This window comes from Weissella paramesenteroides (genome assembly GCF_036327715.1).
In the GTDB taxonomy this organism is placed as follows: Bacteria; Bacillota; Bacilli; order Lactobacillales; family Lactobacillaceae; genus Weissella; species Weissella paramesenteroides.
Window position 1 is genome coordinate 1,718,963 of the sequence record NZ_CP130559.1, and the last position, 17,191, is coordinate 1,736,153.

The window sequence follows — 17,191 nt, forward strand, 5'->3', positions numbered from 1 at the left end:
ATTATATATTCATTCAAAATAAATAGCCACGACAGTAACCTGACAGTCATCCGACAGTCCAAAAAAGTTACTTTGACGCACATTTCCTTTAAAAAAGGTAAGCTAATAAAAATCCCCGATCATGACACTTACCAAAAATGTCGTGATCGAGGATTTTAATAATTTATATTTTCAACTAACCCAATGTTTTATCAGACTTACGTAATTTCTTTTCAAACAAATTCAACAACCGGCTGATACCGAATGTCAAAATAAAGTAAATTGCTGCCGTGATAATTAATGGTATAAATGGTTTGAAAGATGCTCCTTGAACCACTGATGTTTGGAAGGTCAACTCACCAACACCAATTACCGAAACAACTGAACCTTCCTTAATAACTGTCACAAACTCATTACCTAAGGCTGGCAAAATATTCTTGATTGCCTGTGGTAAGATCATGTACCGCATCGTTTGGTTTTTCGTAAAACCAAGCGAACGTGCTGCTTCAGTTTGTCCTGTTGGCACGGCTTGAATACCCGAACGAATAATTTCCGCTACATATGCGGCTGAATTCAAGAACATCGCAATCGCACCAGCTAAGAAACTTGATACATGCACCCCAATTGCTTGGGTACCAAAGTAAACAATAAATACTTGAATCAACAAAGGCACACCACGAACAGCTTCAATGTATGCAGAAGCCACCCATTTAAATGGTTTGATTGATGATAGTTTCATTAGGGCAAATAAGATACCCAAGATAATACCAAAGAAGACACCAATCACGGCCAACCCAATTGTATAGAGGGTTCCCTTTACAAAGTATGGGGCATACTTCGAAGCAAAGGATTCTTTTTTGTTCATCAACTTAATGGCCTTGTCCTGCATTTTTTGCAATGGCGCACCAATAATGTGATCATCTAATATCTTGTTAACTTTTGCCTGGAGTACTGTCGCATTTTTATTCATAACGACTGATGAACCGTTCGTAATACCTGGTAATTTTGCTGGTGATACAGCAAACTGATTACTTTGTTCTAAGTAACTTTTAGCAGTCGTACTTGCAACAACCACACCATCAACTTTTTTCTGTGTTAATTGTGTGACTTCATCAGTGATTTTCTTTAATGAAACCACTTGTTTATTTGAAATTTCATGTGCCAAATCGTCTTGTTTAGATGAGACTTGCGCTGCCAATTTTGCGTGACGAATTTGTTTCAACGTTGTCCATTTATTTTTGTTTTGCTTCAATGTTAAGACAACATTCTTATCGACAAAGTAAGGCTTTGAAAAGTTAACTTCTTGTGCACGTTCTGGTGTCTCAGTCATTCCCGCAACAACGATATCAACTTTGCCAGTCTTTACAGCACCTAGCAAAGCATCAAAACTCATCTCTTGGATTTCTGTTTTAACGCCTAATTGCTTACCAATTTCACGAGCCACATCCATGTCAAAACCAACAATCTTATCTTGACCGTTTTCAGTTGTATGGAATTCATAAGGGGCATAGTCCGCTGAAGTTCCAACCACTAATTTACCAGATTTCTTAATGCGCGCTAATGTTGGATCCGTTTGATCAGCTTTTACGGCATGGACATCAAAAATTCCCACGCCACTACTAATCACAAGACCAAACGCCATTACCATCATGATGAGCTTTTTCATCCATTTATTCATGATTTAATTTCCTCTCTTACAACATCTTTGCTAAGAAATTTTGCGCACGTTCTGAATCTGGATTTTCAAAAAAGCCTGCTGGATCGTCATACGCTGTCATTTCACCATCACTCATAAACCAGATTTTTGAAGCAACTTCACGCGCAAAGCCCATTTCGTGAGTAACCACTAACATGGTCATTCCTTCTTGAGCTAACTCACGCATGGTTTTCAATACTTCGCCAACCATTTCTGGGTCCAGGGCAGAAGTTGGTTCATCAAATAACATAATCTTGGGATTCATTGCCAATGCACGGGCGATCGCCACACGTTGTTGTTGACCACCAGACAAAGATGCTGGGTAGACATCAACTTTATCAGCCACACCCACTTTTTCTAAAAACTTTTGGGCCGTTGCCGTTGCTTCACTGTCAGAAATTCCTTTTACCTTAGTCAAAGCAATTTTTACATTATCCAAAACCGTCATATTTGGAAACAAGTTAAAGCTTTGGAAAACCATCCCCAAATCTTGACGAATCTTATCAAGACCAGCTTCATTCGCTTTAGTAATATCTTGATCGTCAAAAATCACCGCTCCTGAAGTTGGGTGTTCTAACATATTTAACTCACGTAATAAGGTTGACTTTCCAGTACCGGAAGGACCTAAGATTGCAATCACATCACCCTCTTCAACTTGGGCATTAATTGACTTTAAAACTGTATTTTCACCATATTCTTTATGTAAATTTTTAATCTCTAGAATTGCCATATTTCTACTCCCATTCATTACTGACCAATAAATACTAACAGTAATTGAAAGTATATGCAATAATTTCCACAAAAAACCCTTAAAATTCTATTTTTTATTCAAGAAAGCTGAATATATACGTATAATATCGTATACATTCAGCTCCCTAATTAATATGAAATTTTTAAGCAATCAATTATTTTATCCAAATGACTTATCTGATTTATGTAATTTCTTTTCAAATAAGTTCAACAAACGACTGATTCCAAATGTCAAAATAAAGTAAATCGCAGCTGTAATAACTAATGGTAAGAATGGCTTAAATGATGCCCCTTGCACAACTGATGCTTGGAAAGTCAACTCACCAACACCAATTACTGAAACAACCGATCCTTCCTTGATAACCGTCACAAACTCATTACCTAAGGCTGGCAAAATATTCTTGATAGCCTGTGGCAAAATCATATAACGCATTGTTTGATTTTTCGTAAAACCAAGTGAACGGGCAGCTTCGGTTTGACCATCAGGTACTGCTTGAATTCCTGAACGAATAATTTCTGCCACATATGCTGCTGAATTCAAGAACATCGCAATCGCACCAGCTAAGAAACTTGAAACATGAATACCAATTACTTGCGTTCCGAAGTAAACAATAAAGACTTGGATTAGTAGTGGCACACCACGGACAGCTTCAATATAAGCAACTGCTATCCACTTCAATGGCTTAATTGATGACATCTTCATTAGTGCAAATAATACACCCAAAACAATTCCGAAAAAGACACCAATGACAGCCAAACCAACCGAGTACTCAGTACCCTTGATAAAGTAAGGGGCATACTGTGTTATAAATGATTCCTTCTTATTCATCTGTTTGATTGCTTTATTTTGCCAACGATGCAATGGTGCCCCAATAACATGGGCTTTTAAGATACCATCAACTTTTTCTTTCAAAACAGGTGCATTTTTGTTCATCACAACTGAAACAGCATTCCCTGTTTTGATTGGCAGCACTGCTTTAGTGATAGCAAATTGATCACTTTGATCCAAATAACTTTTGGCTGTTGTTTGGGCAACAACGACTGCATCAACTTTTTTCTGGCTCAACTGGGTAACCATATCCGTCACTCTTTTAACTGACACAATTGGCTTATTTGTTAAATCACCTGCTAAGCTTGCTTGACTAGAAGAAACCTGTGCCCCTAGCTTGGCATTTTGAAGTTGTTGTAAGGTCGCAAATTTATTTTTATTTTGCTTCAATGTTAAGATAACGTTTTTATCGTTATAGTATGGTGTTGAGAAGTTAACTTCTTTTTTACGTTCTGGCGTGCTAGTCATCCCGGCAATGGCCATGTCGATTTTGCCAGTTTTAACAGCGCCTAACAACGCATCAAAACTCATATCTTGAACAACTAGTTTAACGCCTAGATGTTTCGCAATAGTTCGTGCAACATCCATATCAAATCCAATAATTTTGTCCTGCCCATTAATGGTTTTGTGGAATTCATACGGTGCATATTCAGCAGAAGTTCCAACAACTAACTGACCTGATTTCTTAATATGCTGTAAAGTTGGATCAGTCTCATCTGCATTAGCACTTGAGACACCAAATATTCCGATACCACTACTAATGAACATACCAATCGCCATTAGTAGTACAACTGCTTTTTTCATCCACTTCTTCATAAATACATTTCCTCTCTTACAACATCTTTGCTAAGAAATTTTGCGCACGTTCTGAATTAGGATTTTCAAAAAAGCCTGCTGGGTCGTCATACGCTGTCATTTCACCATCACTCATAAACCAGATTTTTGAAGCAACCTCACGGGCAAAGCCCATTTCATGGGTAACCACTAACATGGTCATCCCTTCGTTTGCTAACTCACGCATGGTTTTCAATACTTCGCCAACCATTTCTGGATCCAAAGCAGAAGTTGGTTCATCAAATAACATAATCTTGGGATTCATTGCTAATGCACGGGCAATCGCCACACGTTGTTGTTGGCCACCAGACAAAGATGCTGGATAAACATCAACCTTTTCAGCCACACCAACTTTTTCTAAAAACTTTTGCGCTGTTGACGTTGCCTCACTGTCAGAAATTCCTTTTACCTTAGTCAAAGCAATTTTCACATTATCTAAAACAGTCATATTTGGAAATAAATTAAAACTTTGGAAAACCATCCCTAAGTCCTGTCGAATTTTATCTAATCCTGACTCAGTAGCTTTGGTAATGTCTTGATCGTCAAAGATTACTGCCCCTGAAGTAGGATGTTCTAACATATTTAATTCACGCAGCAAGGTCGACTTACCAGTACCAGAAGGACCTAGGATTGCAATCACATCCCCTTCTTCAACCTGGGCATTGATCGACTCCAACACTGTGTTTTTTCCATATTCCTTATGTAAATTTTTAATCTCTAGAATTGCCATATTGCTACTCCCCGTTCTTGTTGATGAATAAATATTAACAGTAAATGAGAATTTATGCAATAAAAAGCCAATAAATTACTTAAAAAACTTTAATTTATACAAATAAAGCGAATATATGCAAAATATTATGCACATATTCACTCTATATTGTATAAAATTTAATTTTTAAATCATTTTTTGAGACTCATCGAAAATAATTTTTTTATTCGTTGCGACCAATGTCGCCATATAAGGACGACCCAATGTCATTGGTTCTCCCTTATTATTCAACAAAAATTCAAAATCAGCTAATTTCAACATTGCTTGATAAACCGAATCACGATCTAGCGTCGTAGCTGGATGCTTAATTTTGATTACTGATAATTTTTTGTTTGTGTCTGTGGTTTGTTGTCCTGGTGTCAAAAATGATAGCTCTAGTACTTGATTCATATTACGTGCCTCCTTAGTTACTAGTGGTAGCTGGACTGAATGCATGCGCCTTCGTATCAACAGTTGTTATTGTTTCAACGGCAACCTCTGCACCTAGTTGCAACATCAACTGTGCTAACTGGGTCAATTCATTAACTGTCGTCCCCGGCTTCACGTAAAATTGACGGCTTGTACCTACGCCTTCATTTGTTTTACCAACAATCTTTACCTTCAACATATTTTCAGGTAACCGCTTCTTATCTACCATAGATTTCATCCTCGTTTCTTTCGCTTTTCGAACGGCCATTCGATCATCAGCTAAACGCTGACATCTATACTAACGAAATAAACCGGATAAAATGTCACATTTTTATTTTAAGTAATGATGTGAGACAGCATAAACTTTAACGATAAGTAGTTATTGTGGACCAAAAAAGCCATCAATCCATTCGTCGATAGATTGATGACCTTAAACTGTATACCTTACTGTAAATTAAAGCTAATTAATGGTGTGGATACTGACGACCATGTTCATAGACTTGTTCAGGCTCTTGGCTAATCCTTGTAAAATTATTTAACGCATCAATTGCTGCAACTTCTTCTACCGTTAGTGAAAAGTCATAAATATCAGCATTTTCAATAATTCGTTGTGGGTGCACAGATTTTGGAATAATACTCGTTCCATGTGCCAAATGCCAGCGAAGAACCACTTGTGCTGGTGATTTACCATATTTATCTGCAATCGCACCAATCGTTGGTTCAGCCAATACTGAACCACGCCCTAAAGGTGCCCAAGCTTGTGTCACAATGTTATTTTCTTGTAAGAAATTGCGTAGCTCAGGTTGAACGAGATGTGGGTGATTTTCAATTTGGTTCACAACCGGCATTTCATTAGCCTGGGTTGCTAAATATTGTAAATGAATCATTCCAAAATTCGATGTGCCCAATGATTTGACCAGTCCCTCAGCCTGTAAACGTTCAAATGCACGCCAAGTATCAAAAAATTGTTCATGTAATGGCCAATGTACCATTAATAAATCGACGTAATCCATTTGTAGATCCTTTAAGGACTGCTCAACAGACGCTAAGGTTTGATCATACCCTTGATTAGCTTCAGCTACCTTGGTTGTCACAAAATAATCTTCACGAGGTACACCTAATTCACGTAAACTGTGACCAACTTCAGCTTCATTTTTATACATTTGTGCGGTATCAAATAAACGATAACCAGCTTCCCATGATGCTTTAATGACCTCTGTTAGGTTATCTTGATCAGTTACTTTATATAATCCTAACCCTTGTTGTGGCATCTGATAGCCATCTGCTAATTGCAACTTTGTTGTAATATCCATCTTATGATTTTTACCCCTTTTGACTGAAGTTTAGCATGCCATTAATCTCAGCTTTCTCAATAGCATCATAACAGATAACATAAAAAGTCAGCAATAATATGTTTTTAGAGCATATCATTACTGACAATTTACATGAGAGATTTTATTTTATATTGTTAACTTTTATATGAGATTTTAGGTTTTATTTTTTGATTTTATTATTAGGTTAGAAATTTTAAATTAATGAATGATTAGTCTTTGATATCAACGTATGTCAAACCAAACATCTTTGACAAATCTGACAATTGTTCTGAATCGATATCAAATGATAGCACAGTGTGGTGTCCACCACCAAGTGTCAACCAACCAACTGATCCATCACGCAAACCTTGCTTTGGTGTCCACAATTGCTTAGCAACTGGTAGCAATGGCATTTCTGCTTCAGGCTTGTTACCACGTACATCATATGACATCAACTTGAACTCATCACCATAGTCTGCAAGGGTTGCGTCAACCGCGTCACCTTCCATACCAGTGAATACCAAACGTGCAGGATCAGCCTTGTCACCGATGTCCAATGGGTGAACTTCAACACGTGGCTTGTCTGAAGCGATTGTTGGGTCAACTTCAAGCATGTGTGATCCAAGGATAGCTTCATGTCCCTTACGCAAATCAAGCGTGTAGTCTTCCATGAAGACAGTGTGCTTGTTGTGTGACATGATCTTCATCAAACGATCCAAAGCGGCTGTCTTCCAGTCACCTTCACCAGCAAATCCATAACCTTCAGCCATCAACAATTGTGATGCCAAACCTGGTAATTGCTCTAGACCGTACAAATCTTCAAAGTTATCAGTGAAGGCTGTGTAACCATGCTCGTCCATGAAGTGCTTCAAACCGAAGTACTCACGGATTTGATACTTTACACTGTGTTCAAACTTTTCTGGTGAGTTGTCACCAACAACAAAGTCATAAACTTTTTGTAGTTCTTCGTACTTTGCATCGATGTCTTCTTCGCTAACGTTGTTAACGGCTTCAACCAAATCACCCATTGCCCAGTAATCAACACGCCAACCAAACTTGATTTGTGCTTCAATCTTGTCACCATCAGTAACGGCAACATTACGCATCTTGTCCGCAAATGAAGCAACCTTGATCTTGAATGACTCGTTGTATGCAACAGCAACGTCCATCCACTTACCAATCTTAGTTTGAACTTCTTCATCAGCCCAGTGACCATAAACAATCTTGTTGTTTAATTGCAAACGAGCATTGATAAATGCGTATTCACGATCACCGTGAGCTGATTGGTTTGCATTCATGTAGTCAAAGTCGATGTCATCATATGGCAATTCTTCTAGGTATTGTGTTGCGAAGTGTAGCAAAGGCTTTTGTAGCAATTGCGTACCACGGATCCAGTTCTTTGCTGGAGAGAATGTGTGCATCCAAGTAATGACTCCGGCAACAGAATCATCATAGTTAGCTTCCTTCATAACACCAGCAATATTCTCTGAAGTTGTTGCAACCAACTTAAACTCTACTGGGTAAGGCAAGTTTCCTGACTCGTTCAACTTGTTAACGATATCCTTAGCGTCAGCTTCAACTTTGTCTAATACTTCTGGACCATAAAGGAATTGTGATCCTGTGATAAACCAAAACTTGTAATTCTCTGTGTTAAACATGTTCTATTTCCCCCTGAAATATATAATAACAACGACTAGTCCTTAGACTTTTGACCATAATATGCATTTGCACCATGCTTACGCAAATAATGCTTGTCCAACAACGTCTGTGAAACATGGATGTTGTGTGGGTTTAACATAATTGTGTGGTAAGCCATCTTTGCTGACTCTTCCAACACAACTGCATTATATACTGCTTTATCAGCAGATGGTCCCCACGTGAATGGTCCATGATCTTGTGCCAAAACTGCTGGCACAGCCATTGGATCAATACCACGTTTCTTAAACGTTTCAACAATAACATTACCTGTTTCAAGCTCATACTCACCATTGATTTCCTCATCGGTCATCTGGCGAGCTACTGGCACATCACCGTAGAATGTATCTGCATGTGTTGTACCAGCAGCTGGCAAGTCAATCCCAGCTTGGGCAAATGATACTGCCCATGGTGAGTGCGTATGCACGATTCCACCAATTTCTGGGAATGCCTTGTACAAAACACGGTGCGTTTCCGTATCACTTGATGGGTTAAGGTCACCCTCGACAACCTTACCATCAAGATCAACAACAACCATATCTTCTGGCTTTAATTCATCATATGGTACCCCTGAAGGTTTAATGACAAACAAGCCACTTTCACGATCAATTTCAGAAACGTTTCCCCAAGTAAATTTAATCAAGCCATGCTCTGGCAAGGCCATGTTAGCATCATAAACACGTTGCTTAACGTCTTCTAACATTGTTAATTAATCCTCCTTAGATGTCTCAACTGGCATCTTATCAATTGCTTCTTGTTCAATTGATAGACCAGCTTTATATTGATCCATAAACTTACCAAATCCAGCTACATCTTCTGGGTCTGGCTCAATTGTCGTACTTTCTTGAGACTGGAATACCTCATCTTCTAGGTAATCAGCAAGTGATTGACCATCCTTGTGGCTGACAACGAATTGTGACAAAACTGCCATTCCCCAAGGACCACCCTCACCAGCATTCTTCATTAAGGTTACAGGTGTGTCCATTACGCCAGCTAAAATCTTCTGGGCAACAACTGGTGTTGTGAAGATTCCACCTTGAGCAACAACTGAGTCCATGGCAACCTCTTCCTTTGCCAAGACATCCAAACCAATCTTCATAGCACCAAAGGCACTATACAAATGCATACGCATCAAGTTGGCAAGCGTGAACTTAGCATTCGGTGTGCGAACAAACAATGGACGACCTTCGTCCATACCAGTAATGTTCTCACCTGAGTGATAACCGTAGCTTAACAAACCACCAGCATCTGGATCTGACTTCAAAACACTGTTGAACAATGCGCTGAAGATTTCACCACCAGTAACAGTTGCGCCAATGGCAGCCGCAAATTCAGTAAAGACACGAGCCCATGAATTGATTTCTGATGTACTGTTATTAATGTGCACCATGGCAACTGGTGATCCATCAGGTGTCGTAACCATGTCAATGTTCTCGTTAACTTGAGATAGTTCCTTTTCCAAGACAACCATGGCAAATGCTGAAGTACCTGCGGATACATTCGCAGTACGCTTCTTAACTGAGTTCGTTGATACCATTCCTGTACCAGCATCCCCTTCAGGAGCTGCAGCAACGGCACCACTTTGCAAATTACCAGATGGATCAAGTAACTTTGCACCAGCTTCAGTCAAGCGACCAGCTTCTTCACCAGCTAACTTAATTGTTGGCAAGATATCTCGTAACTGCCACAAATATTGTTGCACTGACTTGTATGAATTGAACTTATCCATCATTGATTGGTTATAATCATGAGTCTCCTCATCGATTGGGAAGATTCCTGAAGCATCACCAATACCGATGACCTTTTCACCAGTTAATTGCCAGTGAACATAACCAGCCAACGTTGTTAAGAAACTAATTTCCTTAACGTGTGTTTCTTGATTCAAAATTGCTTGATACAAATGAGCAATACTCCAACGCTGTGGAATATTGAAGTCAAATAATTTCGTCAATTCTGATGCTGCTTCACCAGTAATTGCATTACGCCATGTACGGAATGGTACCAATGACTTATCATTTTTATCAAATACCAAGTATCCGTGCATCATCGCTGCAATTCCAAATGATGAAAGCTTTGTGACTTGAACATCATATTCATCTGCAACAACTTCTGTTAAATTCTTATATGCGCTTTGTAATCCTGACCAGACATCTTCCAAAGAATATGTCCAAACACCATTTTCAAGCTTGTTCTCCCAATTATGACTACCAACTGCAATAACTGATGAATCAGATGCAACTAGCACTGCCTTAATACGAGTAGAACCAAACTCAACACCCAAGGCTGCCTGCCCTGTAGTAATTTGTTCTTGAATCTGTTCTTTATTCATTAATCTGTTCCCTTCAAATGAGAATCAAAGTTATTTTTTGTAACCGTTTACAAGTATTATAATAAAACATTTGTGCGGACAAATCAAGCAAAAAGATAAAAATTTGTACGCATAATTCCATACATCTTTTAAAAACATGATAATACCGCTATTTGTAGCAAATAATTTTTTATTTATTTGCTCAACAGTTCACCATAACTAGGCACCTGTTTGATCATAGGTTATGCTTCATTGCTAAATATCACCATAAACAACTTAATATCAGTGATAAATAGCTTTTTAACCATGTGATTTTTTTGTATAATGAAACTATTATTACGTTTTAGAAATGGAGCTACCAAAACATGGACACGAAATACGACATTGTCAAGAAAGGGCTCCGCAACGATATTATTTCTGGCAAGTTTGCGATTGGTGATAAATTACCAACTGAGGCAAACTTAACTGAACAATACAATGTGAGCCGTTATACTGTAAGACGAGCCACTGCGGGATTAGAACAAGAGCATTACTTATACCGTATCCAAGGGGATGGGATGTATGTTAATGATTGGAAGAAAATTCCAGCTGCAAAAACTGAAAACAAAGTTATTGGTGTCATTACAACGCATTTGGCTGACTACATTTTCCCAGAAATCATTAGTGGTATTGACCAAATAATTTCTGATGCTGGCTATGCTTTATTTATCAGTAATACCCACAATACGTTTGATCGTGAACGACGCAGCCTACTAAGAATCATTGAAACAGGGATCAGTGGTTTAATCATCGAACCAACCATGTCTGCATTACCCAATCCCAATCAAGATTTGTACGATCAAATCAAACAGTTACATATACCGACTGTCTTTATTAATTCTAAATATGAAAGCTCAGACTTCAATTATCTAGAAGTCAATGATATTGATTCTGAAGCGCAACTCGTCCGCCACCTAATTGCGCAGGGTCATAAAAGAATTTTGGGTGTATTTAAAGTTGATGATATTCAAGGGGCTCATCGTATGCAAGGCTTTTACAAAGCTTTTCAAACGCAGCCAGATTACGCGCTGGATAGTAATATCATCATGTACCAATCTGATGATGAAGAAAATAATGCCCTCATCTTGAATAAAATTGAGAGCTATTTAGAATCACCACATCGCCCAACAGCTTTAGCTTTATATAATGATTCGTTAGCCATTCAAGCCATTGACTTGGTTAAATCATTGGGATTCAGAATTCCTGAAGATGTTGCTATCGTAGGTTTTGATGATTATAGCTTGTCAACCTACATGACGCCTAGCTTGACGACGAACCGGCACCCAAAACGAAAGATGGGCCGAGATGCCGCACAAATTCTGCTGGATCTTATCGATGGACAACCTGGTCACGATGTCATTTATGAACCTGACATAATCGTTCGTAACTCGTCCGCAACGCCGTTAATTTCAGATGATGATGATAAAGACTAAAAGATTAAAAAAGAAGTTGGAACAAATGTTTTTGTTCCAACTTCTTTTTGCTTTAATTTAAATTCTCTTCTATTGCTGCTGGTTTAATTAATTGACGTAATCGTTTGACCATTCGCAACCATGCTGGCACCAAGAACAATAATGAACCTAACCAAGCCAACGGATTTGCTAAACTAGCTCCAAAGAATCCTAACCAACCAACTAAGGCAAATGCGGTGATTGTTCGCATGACCATTTCACCCATCCCCGCAAACGTTGGTGTTCGCACATCGCCAAGTCCTTGTAATGTGTACCGTAAAACAAATAAGGTACTCAAAATGAAATAGAATGGCCCATTTGCCCAGAAAAACTCTTGCGCCAAATCCATCACTTCATGTTGGCCTGCACCCACGAATAATGTCACTAAAATACGACCAAAAATAACTTCAATGGCACCTAAAACAAAACTCATACTAATCGACATCTTCAAGGAGCTCTTAACCCCCTCTAGAATACGATCATATTTACCTGCACCAAAATTTTGAGCGGTATACGTTGCCATTGCCACACCAACTGACATCAATAATTGCGTACTGATTTGATCAACTTTTGAGGCCGCAGTATTTGCCGCCACCGCATCAGTTCCCAAAGTATTAACAGCCGTTGCTAATGTGACCGACCCGATGGCAATAATTGATTGCTGAAACCCCATTGGCAGACCAGCCATCATGTGTTGCCGTAAATCACCTTTTTTTAACTTAAAGTCTGACCAACTCAAACGTAATGTATCTGTGTATCGGGTGATGTGCCAATGTGAAATAACCACGGTCACAAATTGTGCAAACACAGTTGCCGTTGCAGCTCCCTCAACACCCCAATGGAATTTAAGAATCAACAGCAACTCTAAGGACACATTTACGATCATTCCAATAATTAAATAATATAATGGCGCTTTACTGTCACCAACGGCGCGTAAGGCATTGGAAATCACATTATATCCCATTGTCATGACCGTCCCTGCTAGAATAATGCCGATGAATAACTTAGCTTGCCCATAAATAGCCGCTGGCATCTGCATAGCATGCATCAAATTGTCGATGAACACCAAACTAACTACAGTTAGAATCAGTGACATAATTAATGCAGCCACAATACTGGCTGCATATGATTCACGAACACCACGAACATTCTGGGCACCATACCGTTGTGCCGTAATAATCGCCATTCCTGAACTAAAACCTTGCACAAAACCCATAACTAAAAATTGAATACTACCCGTTGCCCCTACTGCTGCCAATGAATTAACGCCCAAGGTCTGCCCAACAATCAACGTGTCCGAGATATTATATAATTGCTGAACCATGTTTCCAAGCATTAGGGGAATGGCAAACATTAGAATGACCTTTGCCGGCTTACCACTTGTGAGATCTTGCATGCTTACCGCTCCTTAACTTACCAAATATGTATTAAAATTAAGTATAGAATAGCTTTTATTCGTTTGTCTATTGATAAGTTTGTTTATTTAATAAACAAAAAAACTCGGAAAATATTTTCCGAGTTTTGTTTGATTATTATTAGTTAGATAATCAATTTGATTACTTAGCTTCCTTTTCGGCACCGAACTTTTCGATTTCCTCAAGTGAGTGACCACGTGTCTCTGGTACACGGAACATAACGAACGCAACGGCAACCAAGCAGATAACACCGAAGATAGCGAACACTGCTTCTTGTGACATTGATGCAGTCATAATTGGGAAGATCAAGGCAACCGCAAATGAACCAACCCAGTTCATTGATGAAGCCAAACCTGATGCACGACCACGAATAGCTAGTGGGAATACCTCACCAACTAGAACCCAAGTCAATGGTGCCCAAGTGAAGGCATAGAAAGCAACGAAGATACTTAGGAATACAACGATCATCATTGGATTTGTATCCATAAATGAGTTGATAACTGCTGGCAAGATGAATGATAGACCCATGACAGTACCACCCATCATCAACAAACCACGACGGTTAAACTTTTCGGCGATTGCCATGTATAGCAAAGCACCTAGAACCAAGATAACACCTTGGATGATTGGCCATAACAATGCGTCAGAAGCAGCTTGACCTGAAGCCTTCTCAACAATCAATGGAATGTAGTAGAAGATTGCGTTGGCACCCATGAATTGTTGGAAGAAGGCAACCATAACACCAGCGATAACTAGGTAACGATAGCGACCTTCTAGCAATGAACCCCATGAAGTTGACTTTTCAGCTTTTTGCTCAACCTTTGCAGTTTCATTAATGGCCTTGATTTCGCCATCAATTTCTTCTGGACGACGAATCCAAGTCAACACTTTATGAGCCTCTTCAACACGACCAGCTTTGATCAAGAAACGAGGTGATTCTGGCAAACGCAAAACACCTAAGAACAAAATCAATGCAGGAACAGCAGCCAAAGCAAGCATCAAACGCCAAGCAATATGCTCAGGAAGACCCTTTAGCAAGAAATCAACAACATATGAAATCAACATTCCAGACACGATCATCAATTGGTTAATTCCTGAAAGACTTCCACGCTTCTCAGCTGGTGCCATTTCAGACATATATGCTGGTACCAAAGCAGAAGCAGCACCAACCGCAATTCCCAAAAGCACACGGGTGAAGATCAAGTATGCAACACCATCATGAGGTGAAACACCGGCTAGCAAAGCACCAACCATGAACAACAATGCTGAATACAAAACCATCTTACGACGACCCAAACGGTCAGATAGTTGACCAGCAATCGCACCACCAAATACAGCTCCTAACATCAATGATGATGTAATCCAACCAGTGACACCTCCACCAGATAGATTCCAGTCACTTTGCAAGAATGGTAATGCACCGGTCATAACACCAATATCGTATCCGAATAAGATACCTCCAAAGGCTCCGAAGAAGTAAATAAATTTACTTGAAATTTTCTTCTCAGACATGAACTAATCCCTCCAAAATCATGTTTTCACATAATCCTAAACTTAAAAATTTTAAATTGAAAACGATTACGAGTTCCCCAAAACAAAGTTCAAAAATGAATACCTGCAATGATTTAAATCTAATTGAAACTTTGTGAAAATTTGTAACCGTTTTCATCAACAACATTATTATACATGTTGTGCGGACAAATTAAAAGAGTTTTGTTCAAAACATACAAATTTGCGTACAAATTATTAATGCAAACGCTCCCAAATGTCTGTTAAATCGCGGTTTCAGTCCATTAATAAGCTAAATATTAAAATTTTCTAAACACATTGCATATGCACAAAAAAATCCTACGTACAAATTCGTCAACAGAATTATACGTAGGACGCCATAATGAAAACAAGCCAAAAGCTGGTTTACTTTTCATTACTATTTATTTTTACAATGAAATATTTTTTGCAGCTAATTGTTTTTGTACTTCTGGATGATTCATGAACTCATCATAAGTTGTTTCAGCACGATCGATCACACCTTGATCAGAAACAACAATCACATGATCAGCAATAGTTTGCGCAAAAGTGTGGTCATGTGAGGTGAAAATTAAACCACCCTTGAAATTAATTAAGCCATCATTCAATGACGTAATTGATTCCAAATCCAAATGATTAGTAGGATCATCAAGAATAAGCACATTGGCTTTTGTCAACATAAGCTTTGACAACATCACGCGAACTTTTTCTCCCCCTGAAAGGACATCCAGGGTCTTCTCTGCATCCTCACCCTTAAAGAGCATGCGACCTAGTAAACCACGTAAGAAAGTATTGTCACTTTCTTCCTTAGATGCAAAATCACGTAGGTAGTCTAAGATTGGGCGTTCAGGATTGGGGAAATTCGTTCCCATATCCTTAGCCAAATAATCTTGGCTAGTTGTCACACCCCAAGTTACACGACCAGAATCAGGTTTTACCTTACCAGCAATAATGTCTAAAATCATGGTTGCAGCAACGTCATTTTCAGCCATAACTAAGGCTTTTTCATTTGGATTAACAGTGAATGAAATATTATCCAAAACTTTCACACCATCCACACTTTTAGAAACACCCTCAACACGCAGCATATCATTACCAATTTCACGTAACGTTTCAAAGTTGATATATGGATATTTACGTGATGATGGTTGAATGTCATCAAGCGTAATCTTATCTAATTGTTTTTTACGTGAAGTTGCTTGCTTTGACTTTGATGCATTGGCTGAGAAACGCGCAATAAAATCTTGCAATTCTTTAATTTGTTCCTCTTTCTTAGCATTTGCTTGTGATTGTAAACGCTGAGCAAGTTCTGATGACTGCTTCCAGAAATCATAGTTACCCACAAAGAGCTTGATTTTACCAAAATCAACATCAAGAATCATAGTTGCAACCGCATTCAAGAAGTGACGATCGTGGGAAACAACGAGCACTGTGTTTTGATAATCTGCTAAGAAATCTTCTAGCCAAGCAATTGTCTTCGTATCCAAACCATTAGTTGGCTCATCCAAAATCAAAATATCAGGATTACCAAAAAGTGCTTGGGCCAACAATACCTTAACTTTAGTAACTTCGGGCAAATCTGACATCAATGTTTGATGTTGACTTTCAGGCACACCAATACTTTGCAAAAGTTGTATTGCTTCAGTTTCAGCTGTCCACCCATCTAGCTCTTCAAAACGGGCCGACAACTCACCCACACGAATACCATCTTCGTCGGTGAATGGGTCGTGCAAATAGATCGCATCCATTTCAGTTTTGACATCATATAGTTCTTTGTGACCTTGCATAACAGTATCTAGCACTGTAAATGCATCAAACGCAAAATGGTCTTGCACCAATGATGACATACGCTCATTTGGATCCATCGAGACATTACCAGTAGTTGGTTGCAATTTACCTTCCAACACCTTCAAAAAAGTTGACTTCCCAGCACCATTGGCACCAATAATGCCGTAAGTGTTACCAGGCGTAAACTTTAAGTTAACATCGTCATATAATTTTTTCCCAGTGAATGAAACTGAAACATTCGAAACGGTTAGCATATTTATTTCTTCTCCTACAAATTATCATTTTATTTTTGCATATAAATTATCACTTGTGAAATACAAGCATACCACTAATAACTCTATCAAATGGCTTATTTATAAGCAAGCTTAATGACTTAATAACGTAGGCTAA

General features: G+C 38.7%; 14 protein-coding genes. 1 reads left to right on the top strand and 13 read right to left on the bottom strand.

Features of this window, described 5'->3' with window-relative positions; genetic code table 11:
- Window positions 1-175: 175 nt before the first annotated feature.
- The 10 genes from QRX23_RS08655 to QRX23_RS08700 form a co-directional block, all read right to left on the bottom strand.
- Entirely contained in the window at window positions 176-1,657 is a 1,482-nt protein-coding gene (locus QRX23_RS08655) for an ABC transporter substrate-binding protein/permease (RefSeq protein ID WP_330155309.1), read from the bottom strand.
- Between the two features lie 16 nt (window positions 1,658-1,673).
- Window positions 1,674-2,405 (bottom strand): amino acid ABC transporter ATP-binding protein, encoded by a 732-nt coding sequence (locus QRX23_RS08660; protein ID WP_330155310.1) that lies wholly within the window; start codon window positions 2,403-2,405, stop codon window positions 1,674-1,676.
- Between the two features lie 180 nt (window positions 2,406-2,585).
- The gene (locus QRX23_RS08665) at window positions 2,586-4,070 is read right to left on the bottom strand and encodes an ABC transporter substrate-binding protein/permease (RefSeq protein ID WP_330155311.1); all 1,485 of its coding nucleotides are present in this window, start codon (window positions 4,068-4,070) and stop codon (window positions 2,586-2,588) included.
- A gap of 16 nt (window positions 4,071-4,086) precedes the next feature.
- Window positions 4,087-4,818 (bottom strand): amino acid ABC transporter ATP-binding protein, encoded by a 732-nt coding sequence (locus tag QRX23_RS08670; protein WP_330155312.1) that lies wholly within the window; start codon window positions 4,816-4,818, stop codon window positions 4,087-4,089.
- A 165-nt stretch (window positions 4,819-4,983) separates the two neighbouring features.
- A complete protein-coding gene (locus QRX23_RS08675) occupies window positions 4,984-5,247 on the bottom strand; it encodes a hypothetical protein (protein WP_330155313.1) in 264 nt (87 codons plus the stop codon).
- Between the two features lie 13 nt (window positions 5,248-5,260).
- Window positions 5,261-5,494, bottom strand: a complete 234-nt coding sequence (locus tag QRX23_RS08680) for a hypothetical protein (RefSeq protein ID WP_150176712.1) — start codon at window positions 5,492-5,494, stop codon at window positions 5,261-5,263.
- Between the two features lie 235 nt (window positions 5,495-5,729).
- Complete coding sequence (locus QRX23_RS08685; protein WP_140836519.1) at window positions 5,730-6,578, bottom strand: aldo/keto reductase; 849 nt, start codon at window positions 6,576-6,578, stop codon at window positions 5,730-5,732.
- A gap of 230 nt (window positions 6,579-6,808) precedes the next feature.
- The gene (gene araA / locus QRX23_RS08690; protein ID WP_330155314.1) at window positions 6,809-8,236 is read right to left on the bottom strand and encodes an L-arabinose isomerase; all 1,428 of its coding nucleotides are present in this window, start codon (window positions 8,234-8,236) and stop codon (window positions 6,809-6,811) included.
- A gap of 35 nt (window positions 8,237-8,271) precedes the next feature.
- Window positions 8,272-8,976: an L-ribulose-5-phosphate 4-epimerase gene (locus tag QRX23_RS08695; protein WP_002828076.1), complete on the bottom strand. Its 705-nt coding sequence runs from the start codon at window positions 8,974-8,976 to the stop codon at window positions 8,272-8,274.
- Window positions 8,977-8,982: 6 nt separating this feature from the next.
- Window positions 8,983-10,602, bottom strand: a complete 1,620-nt coding sequence (locus QRX23_RS08700) for a xylulokinase (RefSeq protein ID WP_330155315.1) — start codon at window positions 10,600-10,602, stop codon at window positions 8,983-8,985.
- A gap of 344 nt (window positions 10,603-10,946) precedes the next feature.
- Here QRX23_RS08700 and QRX23_RS08705 point away from each other — a divergent pair, with 344 nt between their 5' ends.
- Window positions 10,947-12,053: a GntR family transcriptional regulator gene (locus QRX23_RS08705; RefSeq protein WP_330155316.1), complete on the top strand. Its 1,107-nt coding sequence runs from the start codon at window positions 10,947-10,949 to the stop codon at window positions 12,051-12,053.
- A 52-nt stretch (window positions 12,054-12,105) separates the two neighbouring features.
- Here the strand turns inward: QRX23_RS08705 and QRX23_RS08710 are convergent, their stop codons facing one another.
- The 3 genes from QRX23_RS08710 to QRX23_RS08720 all read right to left on the bottom strand — a co-directional run bounded on the left by QRX23_RS08710 (window position 12,106) and on the right by QRX23_RS08720 (window position 17,055).
- Window positions 12,106-13,467, bottom strand: a complete 1,362-nt coding sequence (locus tag QRX23_RS08710) for an MATE family efflux transporter (RefSeq protein ID WP_330155317.1) — start codon at window positions 13,465-13,467, stop codon at window positions 12,106-12,108.
- Between the two features lie 160 nt (window positions 13,468-13,627).
- Window positions 13,628-14,998 (bottom strand): sugar porter family MFS transporter, encoded by a 1,371-nt coding sequence (locus tag QRX23_RS08715; RefSeq protein WP_330155318.1) that lies wholly within the window; start codon window positions 14,996-14,998, stop codon window positions 13,628-13,630.
- Between the two features lie 425 nt (window positions 14,999-15,423).
- The gene (locus QRX23_RS08720) at window positions 15,424-17,055 is read right to left on the bottom strand and encodes an ABC-F family ATP-binding cassette domain-containing protein (protein WP_330155319.1); all 1,632 of its coding nucleotides are present in this window, start codon (window positions 17,053-17,055) and stop codon (window positions 15,424-15,426) included.
- Between the last annotated feature and the right edge of the window lie 136 nt (window positions 17,056-17,191).

Coding starts and splice junctions, on each gene's coding strand:
- QRX23_RS08685 (WP_140836519.1), bottom strand. CDS start 6,578: ATGGATATTACAACAAAGTTGCAATTAGCAGATGGCTATCAGATGCCA.
- QRX23_RS08665 (WP_330155311.1), bottom strand. CDS start 4,070: ATGAAGAAGTGGATGAAAAAAGCAGTTGTACTACTAATGGCGATTGGT.
- QRX23_RS08655 (WP_330155309.1), bottom strand. CDS start 1,657: ATGAATAAATGGATGAAAAAGCTCATCATGATGGTAATGGCGTTTGGT.
- QRX23_RS08710 (WP_330155317.1), bottom strand. CDS start 13,467: ATGCAAGATCTCACAAGTGGTAAGCCGGCAAAGGTCATTCTAATGTTT.
- QRX23_RS08700 (WP_330155315.1), bottom strand. CDS start 10,602: ATGAATAAAGAACAGATTCAAGAACAAATTACTACAGGGCAGGCAGCC.
- araA (WP_330155314.1), bottom strand. CDS start 8,236: ATGTTTAACACAGAGAATTACAAGTTTTGGTTTATCACAGGATCACAA.
- QRX23_RS08715 (WP_330155318.1), bottom strand. CDS start 14,998: ATGTCTGAGAAGAAAATTTCAAGTAAATTTATTTACTTCTTCGGAGCC.
- QRX23_RS08670 (WP_330155312.1), bottom strand. CDS start 4,818: ATGGCAATTCTAGAGATTAAAAATTTACATAAGGAATATGGAAAAAAC.
- QRX23_RS08660 (WP_330155310.1), bottom strand. CDS start 2,405: ATGGCAATTCTAGAGATTAAAAATTTACATAAAGAATATGGTGAAAAT.
- QRX23_RS08705 (WP_330155316.1), top strand. CDS start 10,947: ATGGACACGAAATACGACATTGTCAAGAAAGGGCTCCGCAACGATATT.
- QRX23_RS08675 (WP_330155313.1), bottom strand. CDS start 5,247: ATGAATCAAGTACTAGAGCTATCATTTTTGACACCAGGACAACAAACC.
- QRX23_RS08680 (WP_150176712.1), bottom strand. CDS start 5,494: ATGGTAGATAAGAAGCGGTTACCTGAAAATATGTTGAAGGTAAAGATT.
- QRX23_RS08695 (WP_002828076.1), bottom strand. CDS start 8,976: ATGTTAGAAGACGTTAAGCAACGTGTTTATGATGCTAACATGGCCTTG.
- QRX23_RS08720 (WP_330155319.1), bottom strand. CDS start 17,055: ATGCTAACCGTTTCGAATGTTTCAGTTTCATTCACTGGGAAAAAATTA.